Below are 25,165 nucleotides of genomic sequence, written 5' to 3'. Positions count from 1 at the left end.
AGACGAGCCGCCATCGCTTGCCATTGGAGCAGCGCCGTCTTCGGCAGTTTCATTCTGCAATGCCGCATTCGGCACCCAATCGGTTAAATCTGAATTGGGGAAATGAAACGCTGTGTTGATTCAATGCATTAATCGCCCCTATTTAAATTTGTGATTGATCGGGACGACGCTGCGTGCCGTTTCCATGCTGCGGCGCAATGCAATCCGGGTTGCGAACACAAATAAAAAAGCCCCGCAGACCAGGGGGAGGTCGGCGGGGCCAGGGAACGGAAACTTGGGGAGGAGTTTCCGCTCCGAGATCTGCTCCAGGGGATGGGAGAGATCTGCCGACAGGCGTTGCGCCCGTCGAGGGATATAACACCATTTTCTACATTGATGGATCGTGAAGATTACTGTTAAAAAAATGTAGAATTTAGCGGTTATTCATTCCCTTGCCGCTGCGTGCGGTCGCATTATGATGGACGCTTTGTATAGCTAATCTGTGTGTCCAGCATATCCGCGTGAATCGCGGCGTCAGTGCGCTTGGTCCCAGTTATCGCCGATACCGGAATCCACCACCAGCGGCACCCTCAATTCGGCCGCCGCTGCCATGCGTGTCGTGACCTCGCCCAGCAGCGTGTCGACGAAATCGACGTCCGCTTCGAACACCAGTTCGTCGTGCACCTGCAGGATCATCTTCGCGCGTTGCGCATGGTCGGCGATCCAGCCGTCCACGCTGACCATGGCGCGCTTGATGATGTCGGCGGCGGTGCCCTGCATCGGTGCGTTGATCGCAGCGCGCTCGGCGCCGGCGCGCTGGCCCTGGCTGCCGGCGTTGATGAAGTCCAGATACAGGCGACGGCCGAACACGGTTTCCACGTAGCCCTTGTCGCGCGCCTGCTGGCGGGTGCTCTCCATGAAGTCGCGCACGCCGGGGTAGCGGCTGAAGTACAGCGCGATGTAGTCCTGCGCCTCTCCGCGGCCGATGCCGAGCTGGCGGGCCAGGCCGAAGGCGCTCATGCCGTACATCAGGCCGAAGTTGATCGCCTTGGCGGCGCGGCGCTCGTCGCCGCTGACGGTGTCGATGGTGCGCCCGAACACTTCGGCGGCGGTGGCGCGGTGCACGTCGGCGCCGGATTCGAACGCGCCCACCAGGCCGGGGTCGCCAGACAGGTGCGCCATGATGCGCAGTTCGATCTGCGAGTAGTCGCAGGCGATCAGCTTGCGCCCGGCCGGGGCGACGAAGGCGCGGCGGATGCGGCGGCCGTCCTCGGTGCGGATCGGGATGTTCTGCAGGTTGGGGTCGGACGAGGACAGGCGCCCGGTCGCGGCGCCGGCCTGGTGGTAGCTGGTGTGCACGCGCCCGGATTGCGGGTGGATCATCTCCGGCAGCTTGTCGGTGTAGGTGCTGCGCAGCTTGGCCAGGCCGCGGTACTCCAGGATCACCCGTGGCAGCTCGTGCTGGTCGGCGATGGCCTCCAGCGCCTCCTCGTTGGTCGACGGCTGACCCTTGGGCGTCTTGACCACCGCGGGCAGCTTGAGTTCGTCGAACAACAGCGCCTGCAGCTGCTTGGGCGAGTCCAGGTTGAAGCTGCGCCCGGCCAGCTCGGTGGCCTTCTGCTGGGCGGCGAGCATGCGCTTGGACAGGTCCGCGCTCTGGCGGCGCAGTTCGGCCGCGTCCACGCACACGCCATTGGCCTCCACGCGCGCCAGCACGCTCACCAGCGGCATTTCGATCTCGCGGTACACACGCTCCAGGCTGGGCTCGTCGGCCAGCCGCCGGCCCAGGACCTGATGCAGACGTAGGGTGATGTCGGCGTCTTCGGCGGCGTAGCGGGTGGCGTCTTCCAGGCTGACGTGGGCGAAGGGGATCTGCTTGGCGCCCTTGCCGCAGATGTCTTCGTACTTGACCGTGTCGTAGCCCAGGTAGCGCTTGGCCAGGCTGTCCATGTCGTGCCGGGCGCTGCCGGAATTGAGCACGAAGCTCTCCAGCAAGGTGTCGTCGGCATAGCCGGCCAGTTCCACGCCGTGACGGCGCATCACGTGCAGGTCGTACTTGCCGTGCTGGCCGAGCTTGCGCACGGCCGGGTCGGTGAGCAGCGGCGCCAGCTGCGCCAGCGCCTGGGTGCGGTCGAGCTGGGCCGGGGCGCCGGGGAAGTCGTGGCCGAACGGCAGGTAGGCGGCCTGGCCGGGCTCGGCGGCGACGCTGAGGCCGATCAGGTTGGCCTGCAGGGCGTCCAGGCTGTCGGTTTCGGTATCGAAGGCGAACTGGCCGGCGGCGCGCAGCCGCGCGATCCAGCTGTCCAGCTGTTCCTGGGTGAGGATGGTCTCGTACTGGCCGGGCGCGGCCAATGCCGGGTCCAGGTCCACCGGCGCGCTGGCCGGGCCGGAGACGAAGCCGGTGCCGCGGGCGCGGCCGGGTTCGGTGCGCGCCACCGCCATCGCATCGGTCTGCGCCCCGGTTGCGGCAGCGCCACCAAGTTCGCGCAGCGCCTGGCTGAAACCGTAGCGCGCATACAGCGCCGCCAGCGCCTCGGTGTTGGGCTCGCGCAGCTCCAGCGCGCGCGGGCCGCTGGCCAGCGCCACGTCGGTCTTGATGGTGACCAATTCGCGATTGAGCGGCAGCCGCGGCAGCGCGGCGCGCAGGTTGTCGCCGATCTTGCCCTTGATCCTGTCGGCGTTGGCGATCACGCCATCGAGCGAGTCGTACTCGGCCAGCCACTTGGCGGCGGTCTTGGGGCCGCACTTTTCCACGCCGGGTACGTTGTCGATGGCATCGCCCATCAGCGCCAGCAGATCGACGATCTGGTCCGGCCGCACACCGAACTTGGCCACCACCGCCTCGTCCGAATCCATGCGGCTGCCGCTCATGGTGTTGACCAGCTCCACGCCCGGGCGCACCAACTGGGCGAAGTCCTTGTCGCCGGTGGAGATCGTGACGGCCAGGCCGTCGGCCGCGCCCTGCAGCGCCAGCGTGCCGATCACATCGTCGGCTTCCACGCCATCGATGCGCAGGATGTCGATACCCAGCGCATGCACGATGTCGCACATCGGCTGCACCTGCGCGCGCAGGTCGTCGGGCATCGACGGGCGGCTGGCCTTGTAGTCGGCATACAAGTCATCACGGAAGGTTTTACCGGGCGCATCCACCACGAAGGCGACGTAGGCCGGGCGCTCCTTCAAGGTGGCGCGCAACATGTTGACCACGCCAAACAAGGCGCCGGTGGGCTCGCCCTGGGCGTTGGTCAGCGGCGGAAGCGCGTGGAACGCGCGGTACAGGTAACTGGACCCGTCGATCAGGACTAATCTGCTCATGGCCCGATTCTACGCTGCACGTCCACGCCACACCCGGCCGGCGCATACTCGGAGGCGACCTCACACGGACCATCACGATGAAGAGAGCATGTCTTTTGCTGCTGCCGCTGTTGCTGCTCGGCGGCTGTGCCACCACCAATCCCGGCGGCGGCAGTGTGCCGGCCAATGCGGACGTCACCAGCAAGACCATGGGCAATGGCGACAAGGTGGACGAATACCGCGTCAACGGTCAGCTGGAGATGGTGCGCATCACGCCGGCGCGCGGAGCGCCGTACTTCCTGTACGACCGCGACCACGACGGGCATACCGATGCGGAGAAGGACAAGGTCAACAAGGTGTATTGGCAGCTGTATAGCTGGTGATTCGGGATTCGGGATTGGCAACAGCCGGAGGCGTGACACGCGTCGGCTGTGCGGGGCGCTCAGCCGTCATCGAGCGGGCCGGTGACGCGCTGCAGGTCGTCGATGCCGGCTGGGGCCAGTTCCTTCATCAAGGCCAGGAAGTCGCAGCCCACCAGACGCTGTGCGCGGCGCAGCAGCATCGGCACCGGGCTGGAAGGCTCGCAGCGCGCGTAGTAGGCGCAGATCTCGTCCAGGCGACGCAGCACATCGTCCGGGCCGGCGATGGCGCCGGGCGGGCGGGCGCTGCCGGCTGCGGTGGCGCTGCCCTCGCCTGCCGATGTGGCGTCGGCTTCCGGCAGGCCGGTGGTGGCGCTGCCGTCGCGGGCCTGCCAGTGCGGCAGCACGAAGCGTTCGAGTTCGCGCAGGTCGCTCAGCAGCGGGCGCAGGTCCGGCGCGGCCGTGCCCAGGCGCTCGGTCAGCAGCGCATCGATCGCGCGCGCCTGGGCCGAGGCATCGCCAATGGCCTGAGCAGCGGCGGCCAGGATCTCCGGTGCGCAGTCCTGGCAGCAGGCCTCGATCTCGGCCAGGCTGTGGCCACTCTGACCGTCGGGCAGTTTGATGCTGCCGTTGGCCACGCGCAGGTCGCGCAGGCTGAAACGGCCCAACCGCGGCGACTGCACGAAGGCAGTGGTGCGCAGCACGCCGAGCAGGCCCATCGGGTCGCTCAGCCCGACCAGGGCGTTGACGCGCGAGGTGGGGTCGTTGTCGTCCTCGGCATCCAGCTGCGGGTGCACGCTGTCCCAGTGCCGGTCGAGCAGGCCATGGATCAGCGCCAGGGTGTCGGCCCAGCCCGGCAGCCCGCGCAGGCGCAGCCAGGCCGCGCCGAGCCGGCTGGCCACGCGCAGGTCGCGGCTGCGCCGGCTCAACTCCAGCGCCAGCGTCTGCACCTTGTCCCAGTCGGGCTCTTCGGCAGCGATGACCGCATCGCCCAGGCTGCGCTCGGCGCGCACCGCCGCTTCGCGTTCCAGGCGCAGGAAATCCGGGTCGTACTCCAGGTCCGGGCCGGCCGGAGCGTCGTCGCTGACCGGTGCGAGCAGGGTCTGCAGGGTGGTGGTGTCGTGCATGGCGCAGGCTCCGTCTGGAAGCTGCCGCGGTGCGGCGGCAGCGAGGCGATCACTGGGGGGCGCAGACCGCGTCCGGGTCGCCGGCATCGCAGGCCGGCTGCTGGTCGTCGGGCAGGCGCAGGCCCGGACGGATCAGGCCGAAGGCGCGATACGGCGTGCCGGAGGCGGACAGATCGACAAAGGCGATGGTGCGGCTGGCCGAACTCTGCGCGCGGCCGGCGAACGCGGAGGCCGGCACGTTGAAGCTGGAGCCGCCGCTCAGATCGAGCAGGCCGCCGGCCGCGGTGGTGGCATTGAAGTACGCCGGCGGCATGCCGACGAAGCCGATGGTCTGGCTGCCGGTGCCGATCAGATAGATCGGATCCTGCTGGGTCCCGATACGGCCGGTGGCCGAGAAGCTGCCGGTGCCGTCGCGCAGCGTGGCGCGGCCTTCCTGCAGCAGATCGCCGCGTACCGACAGGTAGAGCGCGCTGTTGCCGGCGTCCACGCTGTAGACGCTGCCGTTGGCCAGTACCAGGGTGAGGTCGCCTGCGTTGGTCAGGCTGAAGCCGTCGTTGGCGGTGAAGTTGCCCAGGCGTACCACCCGGTTACCGAGGAAGCTGTCGGCATCGCCCAGCGTCACCGGCCCGTTGGCGCTGCCGCCGAGCAGGCTGGCAGTGAGCGTGCTGCCAGCGCGCTGGCGGATGCCGGCCGCAGCCTGCAGCCAGCTGGTGGCGCCGCTGAGCTGGCCATCCAGCAGCAGGGTGCCGCCGCTGTTCAGGCGCAGCAGGGCACCGCCATCCACGCGCCCGCTCACCTGCAGCGTGCCGGCGCTGAATACGTCCAGGCCCTGCGCGCTGAAATCGGCCAGGGTGCCGATGGCATTGCCGGCGCCGGTCAGCGTGGCCGCACCGGCGGCGCTGCCGCCGAGCTGGCCGGCACGCAGGCTGCCGGCGCTCTGGGCGATGGCACCGCCGCTGCGCAGGCTGACGGTGCCGGCAGTGAGGTCGTGACCCAGCTGCAGCGCGCCGCCGCTGGCCACTGCGACGGTGCCGCCGGCGATCGCGCCGCTGCTGGAGAACTGGCCGCCGGCCTGCAGGTCCACCGCACCGCTGGCCTGCACGGCAGCGGCGAGATCGTTGCGGTCGACGATGGCGATGCGGCCGCCACGGGCCTGCACATTGCCCTGGAAATCGTTGCCGGCATCGGTGAGCACGATGGCGGCGGTGCCGGCATCGAGCGTGCTGGTACCGACCACTGTCAATGCGCCTTGCTGGTTGATACCTGCAGCATCGGCTGCAGGCACGGCAAGCGCCTGGGCAGTCATCGCGCCTGGCGTGGCCGATACCGCTGCGCCGCCGCTACGCGCGACCAGCGCACCGCCAATCCGCCCCTGGCCCAGATCCAGGCCGGCGCCGCTGGCAACGTCCAACGCGCCAACGTCCAGATTGCCCAGCGTCAGCCCTGAGCGATCGCGCACACGCGCATCGCCACCGCTTAGGCTGAGGGCCGACTGGAAATCGTTGCCTGCATCGGCCAGCACGATGGTCGCACCGGCGCTGTCGATGCGGGTGGCGCCGGTCACGGTCAGCGCACCGGTCTGCGTCACCGCACCGCCGTTGCTGGCGGCATCCAGATCGCCATTGACCAGGCCAAGACCCAGGTTCAATGCACCGTTGCTGGCGACACTCATTGCGCCGGTGTCGAGTGCATCCAGGGTGAGCGCATTGGCATCGCGCACGCGCGTGGCGCCGCCGGTCAGCGCCAGCAGTCCCTGGAAATCGTTGCCCGCCGCGTCCAGCGCAATGGTGCCGCTGCCGGCGTTGACCACGGTGTTGCCCGCGACCAGCAGCGCACCGCCGGTTTGGGTGATCGCCGCATTGGTGGTGTTCAAGCTCAGCGTGCCGCCAGCGGTGAGCGCGTCGGTCAGGACGATCCCATTGGCACCGGTCACTTGCACATCGCCACCGCGCAAGGCGCCGTTGGTGCGCAGGCTGCCGCCGTTCGCGATCAGGGTCAGTGCGCCGTTGCCGGTGTCGATCCGACTGGCGGGCAGATTCAGGCCTGCACCTGCAACCAGCGATACGGCTGCATCGGCGCCGCCCTGCACGGCAGCGATGCTCAGATCGTTGCGATCACGCAGCGCGATGGCGTTACCTTGCAGCGCAATCGCACCCACGAAGTCGTTATCGGGATTGATCAGGGAGATGTCGCCGCCGCCGGCGTTCAAGGTTGACGCACCGCCGACCGAGAGCGCGCCGCTCTGGGTGATCGCGGCGTTGCCGCTGCTGCCGTTCAATGCACCGCGCACCACGCCACGGCCGAGAGTCAATGCGCCATTGCTGCTGGCAGTCAGTGCATTGGTGGACAGCGTGCCGAAGGTGAGCGCATTGCCGGTAATCCGTGCATCGCCTGCGGTGAGGTCGATGACGCCATCGAAGGCATTGCCCGCTTGACCGAGCGCAACGTTGCCGCTGCCGGCATCGATGGTGGTGGTGGTGCCGACGGCGAGCGCAGCGGCCGTCTGGGTGATCGCCGCATTGGTGCTGCTCAGCGTCAGCGCCTGGGTGGCGGTGATGCCGTGGCCGATGGTCAGGCCGTCACGCGCGGACAAGGCCACGTTGCGACCGCGCAGGTCGCCGCCGGTGCTCACGCTGCCGCCGTTGGCGATCAGGCTGAGGTCCGCACTGCCGGTGTCGAGGGTCTGTGCGGAAAGATTCAATGCGCCGCCCGCGGTCAACGCAATGGAGCCATTGGCGCCGGCATTCAAGGCGGTGATGGTCAGAGTACCGCTGTCGGCAACGGCGATGCCGGTTCCGGTGAGGCCGATGCCGGTGCCGAAGCGGTTGCCGGCGCCGTTCAGCGCGATGCTGCCGCTGCCTGCATCGACGGTGGTGGCACCCACCACGTTGAGTGCGCCGCCACTCTGGGCGATCGCGGCATTGCTGCTGCGCAGGTCGAGGGTGTTGGCGGAGACGGTGTGGCCGAGCGTCAAACCATCGCGGGCGAACAGGGTGACGGTATTGCCGCTCAGCGCTGCACCGGTGCTCAGCGTGCCGCCATTGGAGCTCAGGGTCAGGTTGCCGTTGCCGAGCGCGATGGGCTGCGCCGGCAGGCTCAAGGTGCCGCCGGCAGTCACGGCGACATCGCCGTTTCCGGTACTGGTCAGCGCGGCAATGCCGAGATCGTTGCTGTCGGTCAGCCCGATGCCGTTGCCGGCCAGGCTGACGGTGTTGAAGTCGTTGCCGGCGCCAAGCAAGGCGATCGATCCGGTGCCTGCGTCGACCGTGGTGGCGCCGCCAGCGGTCAGTGCGCCGGCATTCTGGGTGATCGCTGCATTGGTGCTGCTCAGCGCCAGGTTTCCGGTGGCGTTGATCGACTGGCTCAGCGTCATGCCGTCGCGCGCGGACAGCGCCACGTTACGCCCGCTCAGGCTGCCGCCGATGTTCACCCTGCCGCCGTTGGCGGTCAGGTTGAGATCGCCGCCGCCGGCGTTCACGCTGGTCGCCGGCAGGGTCAGGCTGCCACCGGCCGTCACCGCGACATTGCCGTTGTTGTTGCTGGTCAAGGAGGTGAGGGTGAGATCGTTGCGGTCCTGCACCGTGATGCCGGAACCGGCCAGGGTCAGGCCGCTCTGGAAATCGTTGTTGGCATTGTCCAGCGTGATCGATCCGCCGCCGGCGATCACCGCGCTTGCCTGGCGAACGGTCAATGCGCCGGTCTGGGTGATCGCATGGCCGCTGCTGATCGCCACCAGGCTGTCGGCGCTGCCGCTTCCCAGCGTCAGCGCGCCGTCGCTGATGGCGGTGAGCGCACCGGTGGACACGGCGCCCAGCGTCAAGGCGTTGCTGTCGCGCACCAGGGTGCCGCTGCCGGTCAGGTTCACGACGCCGCGGAAGTCGTTGTCGATACGGCCCAGCGCGATCGAGCCGTTGCCGGCGTTGAAGGTGGAGGCGCCACCGATGCTCAGGATGCCTGCGGTCTGATTGATCGCGCTGTTGTTGGTGGACACCGACAAGGTGCCGCTGCCGGTGAGACTGATGATGCTGGTGGCCAGTGTCAGCGCATTGCCGCTGAACAGCGAAATGGCGTCGCCGACGAGATCGCCGCCCAGCGCCAGCGCGCCGTTCTCGGCGCGCAGCGTCATGACACCGTCGCTGGTCAAGCCGGTGGCCGACAGCGTATTGCGTGCGGTGAGCGCGATGTTGCCGGTTCCGCCATTGACCAGGGAGGTGACGCTCAGGTCGTTCGCGTCGACCACGCCGATGTTGCGCCCGGTCAGCGCGATCCCGCCCTTGAAGTCGTTGTCGCGCTCGAGCGAGATCGCGCCGGTGCCGGCATCGACGCTGGCCAGACCACCGACGTCCAGAACTCCGGCGGTCTGGGTGATTGCCGCGTTGCTGGCGGTCAGGCCCAGGGTGCCGCTGGCGGTGACGTCGTGATTGAGGCTGAGGCCGTCGCGCGCGCGCAGGCTGACGTTGCCGCCGGCCAGGCTGCCGAGCGTGCTCAATGCGCTGCCATTGGCGGTCAGGCTGAGCGCACCGGTGCCGGTGGAGAGATTCTGCGTGGGCAGCGTCAGCGCCCCCTCGGCCGTCAGTGCGATGGCGCCGTTGGCACCGCTGGTGAGCGAGGTCACCGTCAGATCGTCGCGATCGTGCACGCTGATGCCGGTGCCGGTCAGGCTGACGCCGCTGCGGAAATCGTTGTCGACGTCATTGAGCGCGATCGTGCCGCTCCCGGCATCGAGGTTGGCGGCACCGGTGACGATCAGTTCATCTGCCTGGCCGATCGCAGCATTGCCGCTGGTGGCGACGAGAGTACCGGCGACCGTGCCGCTGCCCAGATTCAACGTCCCGTTGCTGGTGACGGTGAGGTTGCCGGTGTTGAGCGCGCCCAGCGTCAGCGCGCCGCTGTCGACGATCTGCGTGCTGCCGCCGGTCAGGCTCACCGCCTGGCGGAAATCGTTGCTGCCGGTGGTCAGCGTGATCGCGCCGGTACCGGCCTGCAGGGTGCCGGTGCCGGTGACGGTCAGGCCGCTGCCTGCGGACTGGACGATCGCACCGTTGTTGCTGGTGGCGACCAGCGCGCCGTTGACCGTGCCGCTGCCCAGATCGAGCGCGCCGTTATTGGTGACGGTGAGATCGCCCGTGCTCAGGGTGCCCAGCGTCAGCGCACCACTGTCGGCGATCTGCGTGGTACCGCCGGCCAGGCTGACCGCCTGCCGGAAATCGTTGCTGCCGGTGGTCAGCGTGATCGCACCGGTGCCGGCCTGCAGATTGCTGGTGCCGGCGACGGTCAGGCCGCTGCCGGTGGATTGGCTGATCGCGCCATTGTTGCTGATGGCGACCAGCGCGCCGTCGATCGTGCCGCTGCCCAGCTGCAATGCGCCGGCACTGGTGACGGTGAGATCGCCGGTGGTCAGCGTGCCCAGGGTGAGCGCGCCGCTGTCGGTCACCCGCACGGTGGCGCCGGTGAGCGACAGCAGGCCGCCGAAGTCGTTGCCGGCGCCGTCCAGGCTGATGCCACCGCTGCCGACCGCCGCGGTGGCGGTGGCGGAACCGGCGGCAACGATCGCGCCGGCGGTCTGCACGATCGCCCCGGCGTCGCTGGTCAAGGTCAGCGCGCTGCCGGAGCGCAGATTGTGGCCCAGGCCCAGCGCATCGCGCGCACGCAGGGTCACCTGGTTGCCGCCGAGCGCGCCGGCCGTGCGCAGTGCGCCGCCGAGCGAGATCAGCGACAGATCGCCGGTGCCGGTGTCCAGCGCCTGCGCAGGCAGGCTGAGGGTGCCGCCTGCCAACAGGCTGACGGCGCTGTTGCTGGCGGGGGTGAGCCCGGCGACGGTGAGATCGTTGGCGTCGCGCACCGAGATGCCGTTGCCGGCCAGGCGCATTGCGCCCTGGAAGTCGTTGCCGGCATTGATCAGCGTGGTGGTACCGCTGCCGGAATCGAGGGTGCTGCTGCCGGTCACGGTCAGCACGCCGGTCTGGGTGATCGGCCCGCCGTTGCTGGCGGCGCTCAGGTTGCCGCTGACCCGGCCGCCGCCCAGCGTCAACGCGCCGGTGCTGGTGGCCGAGAGCGCGCCGGTGCTTAGCGTGCCCAGGGTGAGGCCATCGCGGTCGTTGAGTTGCACGTTGCCGGTGGTGAGGTTGAGCGCACCGCTGAAATTGTTGCCAGCCCCGGTCAATGTGAGCGCACCGGTGCCGGTGACGGCGGTGGTCACGCCGGCAACGGTGATGTCGCCGGCGGTCTGGGTGACCGCGGCATTGCCGGTGGTCAGGATCAGCGTACCGGCGTCGATGTCGTGGCCGATGCCGATGCCGTCGCGCGCGCGCAGGTTCACCGTGCCGCCACGCAAGCTGCCGGCGGTGCTCAAGGCGCCGCCGTTGGAGGCCAGCCGCAGCGATGCGGTGCCGGTGTCGATGGCGAAGGCGGCCAGCGTCAGGGTGGCGTTGGAGAACAGATCGACCGCGCCATTGGCACCGCTGCTCAGTGCGGTGATCGACAGATTGTTGCGGTCGTGCACGTTGATGTCGGTGCCGGTGAGACTGAGCCCGCCGGTGAAGTCGTTGCTGTCGTTGCCCAGCGCGATGGCACCGCTACCGGCGTTGATGGTGCTGTTGCCGGTGACGTTCAAGGTGCCGGTCTGGCCGATCACGCCCCCGTTGCTGATGGCCGTCAGTGCGCCGCCCACGGTGCCGTTGCCCAGCGTCAGGGCGCCGGTGGTGGTGGCGCTGAGCGCGCCGGTGTTGAGGCTGGAAATCTGCAAGGCATCGCGGTCGACGATCTGGGTCGCGCCACCGCTGAGGCCGACGGCCTGCTGGAAGTCGTTGCTGCCGGTGGTCAGGGTGATCGCACCGGTGCCGGCCTGCAGGCTGCTGGTGCCGGTGACGGTCAGGCCGCTGGCGGTGGATTGGGTGATCGCACCGTTGTTGCTGGTGGCGAGCAAGGCACCGTTTACCGTGCCGCTGCCCAGGTTCATTGCGCCGGTGCTGGTCGCGGTGAGGTTGCCGGTGGCCAGCGTGCCCAATGTGAGCGCGCCACCGTCGGTGATCTGGGTGACGCCGCCGGTCAGGCTCACCGCTTGCTGGAAGTCGTTGCTGCCGGTGGTCAAGGTGATGGCACCGGTGCCGGCCTGCAGGTTGCTGGTGCCGGTGACGGTGAGGCCGCTGCCGGTGGATTGGGTGATCGCACCGTTGTTGCTGGTGGCCTCCAGCGTGCCGGTCACGGTGCCGCTGCCCAGGTTCAGCGCGCCGGTACTGATGGCGGTGAGGTTGCCGGTCGTCAGGGTGCCCAGGGTCAGCGCGCCGCTGTCGGTGATCCGGGTGGCGCCGCTGCTCAGGTTCACCGCACCGGTGAACTGGTTGCCGCCGTCGGTGAGCGTCAGCGTCTGGCCAGCCAGCGAGAAGGTGCTGGTGCCGCCCACCGTCAGCGCGCCCGACTGGGTCAGGCCGATGGTGTTGGACACGCTCAGGTTGCCCAGCGCATCCACCGCGCCCAGCGTGGCGATGCGGTTGCTGCCGGTGAAGCTGGCGCTGCCACTGGTCTGGCTGAACAGGGTTCCGGCGGTCAACGCGCCGGTCTGCTGCACGCTGCCGTTGGTGGAATAGTTGATGCTGCCGCTATCGACGTCGATGCTGCCATTGCCGCCGATCGCCACGCCGGAAACGCCATTGGCCACCAGCGACACGTTGCCATCGCTGCCGGACAGCGCCGCGGCACGAATGACGCCGCTGTTGTTGATCAGCTGGTTGAAGATGCCGGACGCCGCGCGCGCCTGCAGCGTGATGGTGCCGCCGGGTGCGCTCAAGGTGCCGCGGTTGTCCACCGCCAGGCTGTCCAGCGCCAGCTGCAGCCCCCTGTCGACGACGACGCCGAAGCCGCCGGTTTCGAAGGTGAGGGTGACCCGGTCGGCACCGGCGAGGTTGATGTTGCCGGCGGTGGCGGTAATGGTGCCGTCGTTGACCACCTTGCCGCCGATCAGGTTGACCGAACCGGCGGCGGCATTGATGGTGCCGCTGTTGGAGGTCAGCGCCACCGTGTTGCCACCGGCGTCGAGGACGTCGTTGCCGCTCATGAAGTTGGCGGCGGTCGTGCCCAGGGTACTGGCCACCAGTCCACCGACATTGATGTTGGCGGTGCTGCCGAAGATGATGCCGTTGCTGTTGAGCAGGAACACCTGCCCGTTGGCGTTGAGATTGCCGAAGATCTGCGTCGGATTGCCGCTCTGCACCAGGTTGAGCACGGCGGCGTTGGTGGAGGGCTGGTTGAAGGTCACCGTGGCCGCCGAGCCGATGTCGAAGGCGGACCAGTTCAACGCCATCCGGCTGGAGGTCTGGTCGATGGTCAGGGTCGCGCCGCTGGCCGCGTTGATGGTGCCGGTACCGCCGGCGATGCTGCCACCGGTGGGCAACTGGTTCGCCGCCACGGCCTGGGCCCGGCTAGTGGCCGGCATGCCGATCAGGGCAGCGGCCAGCGCGAGGGCGAGCGGGCAATGACGCAACGGGAGCGTGCGCGGCAACGTCGCAGGATGGGTGGTGGCGTGCATGCGCAGATCCCTCAGAAAGTGAAGCCGAAACGCGTGTAGATGCGGGCGTCGTCGCGTCCATCGGACGCATTGCGGCGTCCGGTCGGCAGGGCGGCGGTGAGGCGCCATTCGAAATTGGCGTACTGCGGCAGGCGGAAGGTGAAGCCCACACCGGCGGCGTCGAAGGTCGACGGTGCGGCCACGCCGTTGGCTGTGTACACGCGGGCGTGATCGGCGAACACGTCCAGTTCCAGCAGTTCGCGCCACGGGCGACCGTTGAACGGCGAGGCGACATCGGCAAAGCCCGGCGCATCGACGTGGTATTCCAGCGCCGTGTAGTAGCCGCGGTCGCCCAGCGCATCGGACACCGGATAGGAGCGCACGCTGTCCGGCCCGCCGACGGCGAACTGCTCCAGCGGGGCCAGCGTGTCGTCGCTGTATTGGCCGCTGAACTTGAAATACAGCCGCTGGGTGCGGGTGAGGTATTGCAGGCGGGTGTAGGACAGCCGCGCCAGGGTGAAATGGCTGTCGCGATCGGGGCTGACCAGATCCGGGTCGGCCGAGCCGTCGCGCAAGGCCTGGCGTACGCTCACCTGCAGCAGATCCACGCCGCGCCAGCGCAGATCGGTGCGGCGCAACGAGGCGCCGAGTTCGGCCACGTCGAAGGATTGGTCCGAGAGCTGGGTGCCGGCCGCCTCCAGCCGCGAGGTCTCGCGCAGATACCGCGCCGAGCCCTGCAATTGCAGCAGGTCGCGGTTGATGAACTTCCAGTCGGCGCCGGCGTACATCACCGCGGTCGGCCCGCGCAGACCGAGCCGGGCGAACACGCCATTGCGCACTTCCAGCTCGCTGCGGCTGGCGCCGACCACCGCACTCAGGCCGGACACCTGGCCCACCGGCAGCGCATACGACAGCGCGCCGATCTGGCTCTGCCGCGGCGACAGCGAATACGCGTAGTTGGCGGCGAACACATCGCCCAGGCCGAGCGGGCTGTTCCAGGTGATGCCGGCCTGCGCGCGGTAACGGCCGGTGAGTTCGGTGCCGTAGTTGTTGCCGCCCAGGCTGATGACGTACGGGCGCGTGGACTCGCTGGCGACCAGCACCACGTCGGTCTCGCCGGCGTTCTGGCCGGGCTGCAGCACCGAAGACAACGACACGCCGGGCAGATCGCGGGTATACAGCAGTGCGGTATCCACGTCCTGCTTGCGCAGCGGGCGGCCTTGCAGCTGGCGCAGCGGCGCAGACAGCGCCGAGCCACGGTAGCGCGCCGCGCCCTGCACGGTGATCTGGCCGATGCGGCCTTCCAGGACCCGGATCTCGATGATCCGGTCCGGGCCAGGGGTCTGCGCCGGCAGGTAGGCGGTGCTGACGATGAAGCCGGCCTCGCGGTAGGCACGGGTGATGGTGTCGGCGACCGCCTGCAACTGGTCGAAGCGCAATGCCGCCTCCGGCTGGCCCTGCGCCAGCGCGGCGAAGGCGGCATCGGCCACGGCCTGGATGCGCGCCGGGTCGATACCGGCATCGGGGTAGTTGCCGACGTCGCGCACGCGAAAGCCGCGCACCGGCAGGGTCGCTGCGGCGTCGCCACGATCCTTCAGCGCCGGCAAGGCGGCACCGGCGGCCGGTGCTGCCGAATCCTCCTGCCCCTGCGCCCACGCTGGTGCGGCCAGCAGCAGGCACGCGGACAGCGCCGCGGCCAGATACGTCATACGCATACGTCACTCACCCCTGAAAACTTCCGTTGTCGCGCGTGCCCGAACGGCTTTACTGCGCATGCGGCGAGCGTGGTGCCCCCATGACGCTCGACCTGGTTGCGCTCGCCCCTGACTGAACGTCGGTCTAACCCCGACGTACATTTATGGAATGTTAGCAAGATTAGTGCGACGGCGATCACTAATACGAGCATTCCTCCCGCACGTGCGCTGAACCGGCTGAACCGATTAGCCGGTGGCGGCAGACCCGGCCGCTCGCCCGCGGCAGGCGAGCGCGGGTTGCGCAAGGTCACCCCCTGCGCCTGCCGCGCCGCCTCCAGCACGCGACGGCGGCGCGCTCGGTATTGCGCGCGGTCGAGCTGCCCCTGCTGGTGCGCCTGCGCCAGGGCCTGGAGTTGCGCACTGGCCGGGTGCTGCGGCAGGCCGTCGTGGCTCATGGCAGTTCCCGCAGGACGCGAAAGCCCACGTCCGGCTGCGCCGAGCCGTTATCGCCGCGGCTGGCCTGCACGCTGCAGTCGGACCAGTAACTGGCGAAGCTGCCGCCGCGCGCCTGTATCCCGGCGCCGCTGGACACCCATTCCCAGACATTGCCGGTGAGGTTGATCAGCCCCCAGGGATTGGCATCGCGTCCTCGCGCCGAGACCGGCGCACGCGCCGCATCGCCTGCACTGGCGGTGGGCGGTATGCAGTTGCTGTCCTCGGCCTGCCGCCAGTTGGCGGCGGCCTGCGCGGCATGCAGCCATTCGGCATCGCTGGGCAGGCGGTAACGCCAGCCGCCGCTGCCGATGGTCAGCCAGCGCAGATAGGCGCGGGCCTGGCTCAGGCTGATGTTGCGCACCGGTGCCCGCGCCAGCTCGGGGGTACTGGCGGCTTGCGCGGTGCAGCGGCCGGTGGCCTGGCAGAACAGGTTGAAGTCGGCCACCGTCACTTCGCCACGCGAGAGCGCATAGGGCCTGCCGCCGGCAACACCAGGCACGACCACCAGCATCGGCCCGCGGGTGTCGCCCAGGGTGTCGAAACAGGCCGCGCCACGCCCGGGCAGGCCGGCGCCGCCGCACGGGTCCGGGCCGGTGGGCAGCGGCGGCAGGCTGGCATCTTCGTCCGCGCTGCCGGGCAGTGCCGCGGCGCTGGCACTGTGCGCGGTCGCCGGGGCGGCACCGGCGGGTTTGGCGGCGGATCTGCCGCGTGCCGGCCTTGCCGTGGCCGCGGCGGGCGCCTCGGTGGCGCTGCCGGTCGGCACGTTGTCGGGCGCAGGCGCATCGGAGGCGGCTGCGCGTTGCAGGCGTGCGGACAGCGTGCCCTCGGGAAGCTGGCCGGCGGTTTTCATCTGCGCTTCCAGTTGCGCCATGGCGGTGGCATCGCTGCGATACAGCGCCTGCAGGCGCTGGCCCAGTGCCTGGCGCTCGCCGGCCGGCAGCGTGGCCGCCGTCATCACCGCGGCGACCACCGCATAGCGGGCCTGCGTCTGGCGCAGCTCGGCGCGCTGACCCAGCCGCTGCACAGCCTGCGCCAGCAGCTCGGCGGCCTGCGCGTAACGTCCCTGCGCGAACGCATCGGCGGCGGTGTTGCGATACACCTGCGCCAGCAACTGCGGGCCTTCGCTGCGCAGCAGCGGATGCTCCGGTTGCAGGGCGCGGATGCGCGTCAGCGCATCGCCGGTCTTGGCCAGGTCGTTGGCGGCGGCGGCGCGGCGCAGCGATTCGATCCGCCCGGCCAGTTCGGCCTCGGCGCTTTCGCGTGCCAGCGCCCGCTGCAGTTGCTGCTCCAGGGTCTGCAGGCGCGTGCGCTGGGCCAGCAAGGCGGCCGACTGCGGAGCAAGGCCCAGGCCGAAGGCCACCAGCGCCTGTGCGCCGGCCAGCTGCGCCGGATCGGACTGCGCGGCCACCACGCCGCCGATGGCCTCGGCCACCGCGCCCGCCTGCGTGCTGCGCTCGGCCGGCGGCAGCGCCGCCAGGGCGGCGGCCACGCGCTGCCGCCAGGCCGGGTCGCTGGCGGGCTGTGCCAGGGCGGTGGCCAACGCCTGGCGGGCGCCAGCGGCGTCGAGCGGCGTAGCCGTGCGCGGCGCGCGGCTGGCCTGCTGTTCGGCCAGCTGCACGTCGGCGTTGCGCAGCTGCAGGCGCAAGGAGTCCGGGAAGGCGGCACGGGCCTGGTCGATCTCACGACGCGCGGCGCTCAGTTGCCCGGCGGCCACCGTCTGCGCGATGGCCTCGTCCAGGCCCACCTCCAGCGCCGAGTGGCGCAACAGGCTGCTCTGCGGATCGATACGACGCACCTGATCCAGCGTGGCCAGCGCGTTGTCCGGCTGGCTGCGGAACAGCAGGCCGGCATCGAGCTGGCGATTGAGCGCGGTATCGAGTGCGTTGAGGCGTTCGTTCTTCTCGCGCTCCATGGTCTGGCGGCGCGCATCCAGCGATGGCGAGTACAGCCGCAGACGATCGCGCAACGCGAACACCTGCAATGCGCCGCGATAGTCGTCGCGGCCATTGGCCGGATTCCACAGCGCATCCAGGCGGCGCAGCAGGAAATCCTCGATCAGGTCGCTGCGGTCGGTGAGCAGGCGGCGGCGGTCGTCCGGCTCCAGACTGGACAGCGCCTGCATGGCCTGGGCTTCGTCGCGATAGCGCTGCGGATCCTGCGCGCCGAAACGTGCGATCACCTCGGCCAGATGCTGCTGATGCAGATAGCGGTGGATCCCCCACCCGCCCGTGCCCAGCACCGCCAGCGCGGCGGCGCCGTAGCCGAGCAATGGCAGCGCGCGTTCGCGCAGCGGCACCTGGCGCAGACCATCGAGCAGCTGCTCCACGCGCTTGAGGCGATGGGTGGCCGGGAAGGCCACCGCCGCGCACAGCGTGGCGTACTGGCGCCGGGTCAGGCCGGGGACCGGCGGTGGACGGCGCCCCTCGCGCAGTGCCACTTCGGCGCTGAGTTTGTCGAACGGGTGCTTGCCGGTGAGCAGTTCGAAACACACGCAACCCAGCGCGTACAGATCGTCGGCCGGGGTCGGTGCCTGGCCGCGGATCATTTCCAGGCTGGCGTAGGCGGGCGTCAACGCGCCCAGCGTGGCGGCATCGAACACGGTCTGTTCGCCCGCCGCATCAGCGGCGTGTTTGCCGGCGCGCGCGATGCCGAAGTCGAACACCTTGGCCACGTTGTCGCGGGTGACCATGACATTGCCGGGCTTGAAATCCGAATGCACCACCCCGGCCGCATGCGCACGGATCAGCGCGCGGCCCATGCCCTCGATCAACGGCCAGGCCTGCTTGAGCGGCATGCCGTTGTAGGCCTGCTCGCGGATCAGCGTTTTCAGATCGCAGCCGTCGATGTACTCCATGGTCATGAAGACCAGGGTGCGGTCCTTGTCGAAGTCGTACACGCGCACGATGTTGTCGTGCGCCAGTTTCTGCGAACGGCGCGCTTCGCGTTGCAGCGCCACCAGCGCGTCCGGGTGGCGGCGGAATTCGTCGCTGAGCACCTTCACCGCCAGCCATGGGTCGCGGTCGCGCGCTTCCACCTTGCGTTCGTCGCGTGCCAGATACACCACGCCCATGCCGCCGCGGCCGAGTTCGCGCTCCAGCAGGAAGCGGCCCTTGAGCAGGCTGCCGACGCCGGCGTGATCGCCGCCGGCCGCATCGGCCAGCTGCTGCCAGTTGGACAGGCTGGCGGTGCCTTCCGTGCCGGTGCCGGTGCCGGTTCCGGTCAGGGTGCCCAGGCCGGTCTGCGTGCCCAGACCCACACTGGTGAGGCTGGGCGCGTCGCCGGGCAGTGGCTGCGCCGGTTGCACGCGGGTGATGTCGTCGTCGGCGACATGTACCGCGTCGCGGCGCGGCATCACCACGGTGGCGTCGTCGTCGATCGGCGGGGAGGTGGATGCGGTGGGCGCGACGAACGCGTGACTGCCAGCGCCATCGCGCAAGGCCTCCAGGCGGCTCACCAGGGTGGTGACGGTGACATCGTCCAGCAGCTGTTGTCGCTGCAGTTGCCACAGCGTTTCCACGCCATCGCGGTACTCGGCCTCCGGCACCGCCGCACGCTTGCCCAGTGCGGCCAGTACGGCCTCCAGATCCAGTGCACCGCGGCGCATGGCGGTGACCAGTTCGGTCACGGTGGCGGTGTCGTGGTGCATGCGCTCACTCCTGCAGACGGACGACGACGGCGGTGACGTTGTCGCGCGCCGCCCTGCCCATCGCCAGTTCGAACAAGCGCGCCAGCAGCGCGCGCGGATCGCCGAAGCGGTGACTTTCGGCATCCAGCTCCGGGTCGGGGATTTCCTTGTTGATGCCGTCGCTGCACAGCACGAACTGCGTGCCGGGCAGACTGGGCATGAGCACCCAATCGACGAACAACGGTTCCTGCGCACCCACCGCGCGGGTGAGCACGCCGGCCGCGGCAGCGGCGGCCTGGGCGTTGCCGAACCGGGTCACGTCCTCGCGCACGCCGTGCACGTGGTCGCGGGTGAGCTGGCGCAGCGGGCCGGCGTGGCGGGCGTAGATACGGCTGTCGCCGACCCAGCCGCACAGCATGAAATCCGGGTCGTGCACCAGCACTGCCACGGTGGTGGCGATCATGTCCACGCGGCGCTGCCGCGCGGCGTGCAGCAACTCGGCGTTGATCTGCGCCAGGGCGTCGTCGATGGCATCCAGGAAGTCGCACAGGTCCGGCGGGCGTACCAGGGCGCCCAGGCGCTGCACCAGCAGCTGGCTGGCGTAATCGCCGGCGCTATGGCCGCCCAGGCCATCGGCCACCACCCACAGGCCGGCCTCCTCGCGCACCAGCAGCGCGTCTTCGTTGAGGCGGCGCACCTTGCCGGTTTCGGTATGCCCGGCCGATCGGTAGGGCGCGCTCATCGGGTCACCTCGGTGATGTCCTGCTCGGCCAGCAGCCACTCCAGATAGCGCTCGGCGGCGGGCAGCCCGCCCAACGCCTGCGCCGCGTCCCCTGGCCGCCACCACAAGGACTGGCCGTGCGCCGGCGCCGGTGCGGTGGATGGCGCTGCGGGCACCGCCAACGCGCACACCGCGGCATCGAAGCCGGCGGCGTCGGTACGCGCGCGCAAGGCGCGCCCCAGACAGGCGGCCAATGCGCCGAACCACGCCGGTGCCGGCAGGCAGGGCTGCGACAACGGCATCGCCAGGGTCAGCGGAAAACACCGCCCCACCCGGTCTTCGCCCGGGCCGAGCACGCCGGCCCAGGCCTGCGCCCCGCACACGCCCGGCCCCAGCGCGAACGCACGCACCCCGCTGGCGCGATAGCCCGCCGGCCAACGCTCGCCCAGCGGCTGGCGCACCGCCTCCAGGCAGGCAGCGAAGTGCGCATCCCAGGGCTGTACGAAGCTGGGCGGCAGGCGCCGCTGCACGAAATCGCCCACGCCGGGCAACTTGCCGTAGAAGCCGATCTGTTGGGTGGCCGGCATGCTCATCCGCCGCACGCGAAGTGCTGGACGTCGCTGTCCAGGAACGGATGGCGCAGGTTGCCCGCGCGCAGCGGTACCTGCACGTCGTGACCGCCGAGCGCGAAACTGGCGACGAAGCGCAGGTCGGAGGGATTTTGCAGATGCCCGTCCTGCAGCGCGCGGAACAGCGCCCAGTCGCCCTGGTAATCGAGCTTGCCCAGGGCCACGCCGTCGGCGCCGAACGCGGCGATCGAGACATGCCCCGGCACCGGGCCGGGCCAGATCATCGGCATGCTTTGCGCGGCGCCGGGCTGGTAGTCGTAGCGCTGTCCGTCGATATCGAGCGTGAGCCGGGTGACGCCTTCGCCCAGCGTGGGTGCGAGCACGGTGAAGCCCACCTGCGGAGCCGGCCCGCCGCGGAAATACTTCTGCCGGATGCGCTGCGCCAGTTGCAGCTGCGCCGGCAGGCCGGGCGCGCCGACCACCGCATCCGGGCCCTGCTTCCAGCGCCATTGCGGCGCCTGGGTGTCCAGCAGCGCCTGCACGGTGCCGGTGTACAGCGCATCCAGCCGGCCGCCGCTGCCGAACAGCTCGCCGAAATTCTGCAGCGGAATCTCCACCTGCGCGGTCGGGTCGAACGGGTAGCGGCCGCGGACGAAGTCGCTGCAGACCTCGCCGACCGATTGCCTGACCTGCGCATCCAGCGCTGCGCGCGCGCCCTGGGTCATCAAGGTGGCGCTGCTGCCGGCCAGGCTCTGCAACCAGCCGCTCACCGGCGGCGGCAACTGCGCCATTTGCTGCCGCGCCAGCGCCAGCTGCGCGTTGGCGGCCGCGGCATCGCCGCCGCCCTGGGAGACCACCAGCAACTGCTTGCCGAGTTGATCGAGCACGCCCAGCAGATGATCCAGCGGCGTGCTGCCTGGCGCGCCCTCGGCCAGTGCGTTGAGCGCAAGAAAGTGCTCGCTGATGGCCGCACCCGGCGCTGGCGCCGCCGCTGCCGACGGATCGGCCGGGGTGGCCAGCGCGGCGCGCATCGCCGCCCCGCCCGGCAGCTTGGCCACCGCGCTGCCGGCGCTGGCGGCCGCCTTGCCGGCCACTGCGGCGGCCGCGCGCTGCGCCGCATCCGGTGGCGGGACGCGGTCCATCGCCTGGGTGTGTTCGCCGACCACGCCCAGCAACAGGCGCAGCGGCGAACTGGGGCCGGCCAGCTTGGCCGCGGTGGCACTGGCGGTGGCCAGATCGACGGCCGGACGCAGCTGCAGATCGGCCAGCAGCGCATCCCAGTAACGGATGTAGTCGGCCTCGTAGCGCTGCCCGACCTGGCGCGTCAGCGCGGCGCGGGCGGCCGCATCCAGCGGCGCGCCACCGAACACCCAATCGTCGCGCCCGAAGCGTTCCACCGCCTGGCCGATGCCGTCGCGCTGCAGGGCCGCGAACACCGGCTGGGTGTACAGCGCCGGCACCGGTGCGGACAACGGCGTACCGCTACGGCGCACGAAGGTGTCGGCGAGCAGGCCCAGCGATTTGTCCAGCCGCAGCGGCGTGCCGGCCGGCGGTGTGAGCAGCAGGTTGCCGTAGATCAGCGTGGACAGGTCGGCCGCCTGCAGGCTGGCTTGCGCCTGCGCAATACGCTGCCCGTCCAGCGACAACGCACGCACGCGCGTGGGCGCGTCCAGCACGGCCTGCAACTGCGTGGCCAGCGCCTGCTGCTGCGCCGGATCGCGCGGGAACAGCTTGCCGGCCTCGATCGCGGCCAGCGCGCTGAGCTGGGCCGGATCCAGGTGCTGCGGCTGGCCCAGCATCAGATAGCCCTTGAGCGTGTAGTACAGCGCCTGCGGTGCCTGCGCGTTGTCGACCAGGCCATCGCGAAAACGCACGGCCAACGCCGGCATCAGCGTGGCATTGAGCTGGCGCAGATAGCCGGCCTGCAGCGCATCGCCCAGCGCGCGACCCTGGAACAGGCCCATGCGCAGCGACCACGGCGCGCCGTCGCAATACTGCTGCGCCACCTGCACCACCGATTGCGTGGCGGCCGCCTGTTGCAGCGTGCGCGTCACATACTCGGGCATGCTGGCGGCGGTATTGGGATCGGGCACTGCCGGGCGTGCGTCCAGCGCCTGCTGCACCTGCGCCAGGTAGGCACGGTTGCCCAGATAGCTGGCGCCCAACCCGGCCAGCACCGCGCCACTCACCACCGCCACGCCGGCATAGGCGGCCGCCTGCAGCCAGGCCATGCGGCGTTGCCGCGATGGGGGCGTGTTGGCCAGCCCGGATTCGCGCAGCACCACCTCGCGCAGCAGGCGTTCGACGAAGAAGGTGCGGCGTTGCGCGCCCGGCACATGCACGCGCGCATCGTCCACGCCGAAGGTGCGCGCCACCGCGCCCATCATGCGGTCGATCGGCGTGCCTTCCTGGGTGCCGGAAGTGAAATACACGCCGCGCAACAGCGGCGCCGGGCCGTAGGCGTTGCCGGCGAGACTGCCTTCGACGAACTGCCGCGCGCGCTCGCCGAGCGCAGCCAGCTGCTGCGGAAACGCCAGGATCGCCGCGCGCCGCAAGCGGTCGCGTTCCAGGTTCAGGCGCTCGAACAGGCGTGCGCTCAGGTGCTGCTGCAGCAGGTTGAATTCATCGGCGAAGCGGCGCGCGGCCTGGCCTTCCAGGGTCTGCGCCAACGGGAAGGTGACGCCCCACACCTGGCTGCGCTGCGCAGGGCTCAGATCGTCGAAGAACTCGCCGAAGCCACCGACCAGATCGCACTTGGTGAAGATCAGGTACACCGGCACGGCGGCTTGAAGCTGCTCGGCCAGCTCGTCCAGGCGGCGGCGGATCGCCTGCATGTGGGTCTCGCGCTCGCCATCGTCGAGCAGCAGCAGATCGGACATGCTCATGGTCACCAGCACGCCGTTGAGCGGCCGGCGCGGGCGATGCCGGCGCAGCAGGCGCAGGAAATCGCGCCAGGCACCGGCATCCACGGCCTGGTCCGAATCCTGGGTGGTGTAGCGGCCGGCGGTGTCCAGGAACACCGCTTCGTCGGTGAACCACCATTCGCAATCGCGGGTGCCGCCCACCCCGCGCAGCGCCGCATCGCCCATGCGTGCGGCCAGCGGAAACTGCAGCCCGGAATGCTGCAACAAGGTGCTCTTGCCCGAGCCGGGCGGGCCGATCAACGCGTACCACGGCAAGCTGTACAGATCGCCGCCGCGGCGCTTGCGCAGCAGCGCAATGGCCTGCTGGAAGCGCGCCTGCAGCTGCGCGCGCTCCTGGCCGCTGCGCAACTCGCGGTCGTCGTCGCGGCCCGGCGCGGCCAGCGCGCTCGACAGCCGGCCGGCACGTCGCTGCGCCTGCCAGCGGCGCAATGCCAGCACGCCCAGCCACAGCACGATCACCAGCACGATGGCCAGCCCGCGCGCAGCCGCGCCGGCCAGCGGGCTCCAGCCACCGATCGCCACGTACGGCCCGCCCACCCACAGCAGCACGGCGAGCAGGGCCAGGGCGAGCACGCTGACCACCAGCGGGGCGCTCAGCTTGGACAACAGCGTCTTCATCGTCATTCCCCCGGCTGGAACAGGATGTCCACGCGGCGATTGCGCGCGCGATTGGCGGGCAATTGCGGCGGCCGTGCCAGCGGCTGCGAATCGCCGGCGCCCAGCGCCTCCACCCGCCCCGGCGTGGTCAGTTGCGCGCGCAGCAGCTGCGCCACCGCCTGCGCACGCGCCGCCGACAAGGCGTAGTTGTCGGCAAAGCGCAGCGAACGCACCGGCACGTCGTCGGTATGCCCGACCACGATCACCCGACCCGGCAGTTGCTCGATCGCCGCAGCGATCTGCGCGATCAGGCCGCGCTGATCCGGCTCCACGTCCACGCCGCCGGAGGCGAACATGGCCGCGCTGCTCAGGCGCACGCGGCTCTGACCATCGGGCTGCTCATCCACGCTCAGCAACCCGTCGCGCTCGGGCGCGGCCAGCAATTGCTTGAGACGTACCGGCGGTGGCGGCAGCGGGGTGGCATCCGGCGGCGTGGCCGGCGCCAGCCCCCACTGCGCGGCCTGCGCGCCGATCGGTGCGGCCAGGCTGCTCAGGCGGGTCTGGAACCACACGAAGGCCACCACCAGCACGCTCAGCCCCAGCAGTGCAGCGGCCCACAGCGGCAGGAACCGCCCCAGCCGGCGGCGGTCTTCCACACCGCGCCAGCGCGGCGCCAGGCTGTCCGGCGCCGCGCCACGCTCGGCGCGGATGCGGCGGTAGAGATCGTCCTGGATCTCGCCCAGCCGGGCCAGGCCGCCGGCCTCGATCTGGTAGCGGCCGGCGAAGCCCAGCGCCAGGCACAGGTACATCAGCTCGATCAGGTCCAGATGCCGCCGCACATCGGCGCACAGCCGCTCCAGGATCTGGAAGAACTTGGCCCCGCCGTACGACTCGCTGTGGAAGACCACCAGCAAGGTCTTCTGCGACCAGCCGCTGCGCTCGCCCCAAGGCGCATTGAGCACCGCTTCGTCCAGCAACGCGCACAGCACGTAACGCGCGGCGGTGACCGCCTCCACCGGCGCGCCGCCTTGCCGTGCGCGTTGCTCGAAGCGACGGATCTGCGCCATCACCTGCTCGCGCAGGCGCGCCACCTCCGGCAACTGCGCGCTGTGGCGCAGCTGCACCGCCAGCAGCAGCAAGGGCGTGGCCGCCTGCACCAGCGGGTTGACGCTGCGCCCCAGCAGTTCGCTGATGTCGGTGTCGTCGGTGGCCACGGCATCTGCCGGCAACGGCGCCGCAGCGATCGGCTCCAACTCGGTGAGAGGACGGCTCATGCGC

General features: G+C 70.1%; 10 protein-coding genes. 1 reads left to right on the top strand and 9 read right to left on the bottom strand.

Going from position 1 to position 25,165, the window contains the following annotated elements; genetic code table 11:
- Positions 1 to 513: 513 nt before the first annotated feature.
- The gene (gene polA / locus LL964_RS10510; protein ID WP_104587772.1) at positions 514 to 3,294 is read right to left on the bottom strand and encodes a DNA polymerase I; all 2,781 of its coding nucleotides are present in this window, start codon (positions 3,292 to 3,294) and stop codon (positions 514 to 516) included.
- Between the two features lie 77 nt (positions 3,295 to 3,371).
- Here polA and LL964_RS10505 point away from each other — a divergent pair, with 77 nt between their 5' ends.
- On the top strand, positions 3,372 to 3,656 hold the full coding sequence (locus tag LL964_RS10505; protein WP_104587773.1) for a DUF2782 domain-containing protein: 285 nt from the start codon (positions 3,372 to 3,374) through the stop codon (positions 3,654 to 3,656).
- Positions 3,657 to 3,715: 59 nt separating this feature from the next.
- On the opposite strand, the gene tssA is transcribed toward LL964_RS10505, so the two are convergent.
- The 8 genes from tssA to icmH all read right to left on the bottom strand — a co-directional run bounded on the left by tssA (position 3,716) and on the right by icmH (position 25,161).
- Entirely contained in the window at positions 3,716 to 4,759 is a 1,044-nt protein-coding gene (tssA, locus tag LL964_RS10500; protein WP_104587774.1) for a type VI secretion system protein TssA, read from the bottom strand.
- Positions 4,760 to 4,808: 49 nt separating this feature from the next.
- Complete coding sequence (locus LL964_RS10495; protein ID WP_104587775.1) at positions 4,809 to 13,283, bottom strand: two-partner secretion domain-containing protein; 8,475 nt, start codon at positions 13,281 to 13,283, stop codon at positions 4,809 to 4,811.
- 11 nt (positions 13,284 to 13,294) lie between these two features.
- Entirely contained in the window at positions 13,295 to 14,971 is a 1,677-nt protein-coding gene (locus LL964_RS10490) for a ShlB/FhaC/HecB family hemolysin secretion/activation protein (RefSeq protein ID WP_104587776.1), read from the bottom strand.
- Positions 14,972 to 15,407: 436 nt separating this feature from the next.
- Positions 15,408 to 19,097: a bifunctional serine/threonine-protein kinase/formylglycine-generating enzyme family protein gene (locus LL964_RS10485; protein ID WP_104587778.1), complete on the bottom strand. Its 3,690-nt coding sequence runs from the start codon at positions 19,095 to 19,097 to the stop codon at positions 15,408 to 15,410.
- Positions 19,098 to 19,101: 4 nt separating this feature from the next.
- Entirely contained in the window at positions 19,102 to 19,818 is a 717-nt protein-coding gene (locus tag LL964_RS10480; RefSeq protein WP_104587779.1) for a PP2C family protein-serine/threonine phosphatase, read from the bottom strand.
- Positions 19,815 to 20,390 (bottom strand): type VI secretion system-associated protein TagF, encoded by a 576-nt coding sequence (gene tagF, locus LL964_RS10475; protein WP_104587780.1) that lies wholly within the window; start codon positions 20,388 to 20,390, stop codon positions 19,815 to 19,817. The genes LL964_RS10480 and tagF overlap by 4 nt, the downstream gene beginning before the upstream one ends.
- Positions 20,387 to 23,914, bottom strand: coding sequence for a type VI secretion system membrane subunit TssM (gene tssM / locus LL964_RS10470; RefSeq protein ID WP_104587781.1), 3,528 nt, complete (start codon positions 23,912 to 23,914; stop codon positions 20,387 to 20,389). The genes tagF and tssM overlap by 4 nt, the downstream gene beginning before the upstream one ends.
- Positions 23,911 to 25,161: a type IVB secretion system protein IcmH/DotU gene (gene icmH / locus LL964_RS10465; RefSeq protein ID WP_104587782.1), complete on the bottom strand. Its 1,251-nt coding sequence runs from the start codon at positions 25,159 to 25,161 to the stop codon at positions 23,911 to 23,913. The genes tssM and icmH overlap by 4 nt, the downstream gene beginning before the upstream one ends.
- Positions 25,162 to 25,165 lie beyond the last annotated feature (4 nt).

Origin of the sequence: Xanthomonas melonis (assembly GCF_020783655.1) — a bacterium.
Taxonomy (GTDB): domain Bacteria; phylum Pseudomonadota; class Gammaproteobacteria; order Xanthomonadales; family Xanthomonadaceae; genus Xanthomonas; species Xanthomonas melonis.
The sequence above is the reverse complement of the archived record's forward strand: the minus strand, read 5'-3'. Positions and strand labels throughout refer to the sequence as shown.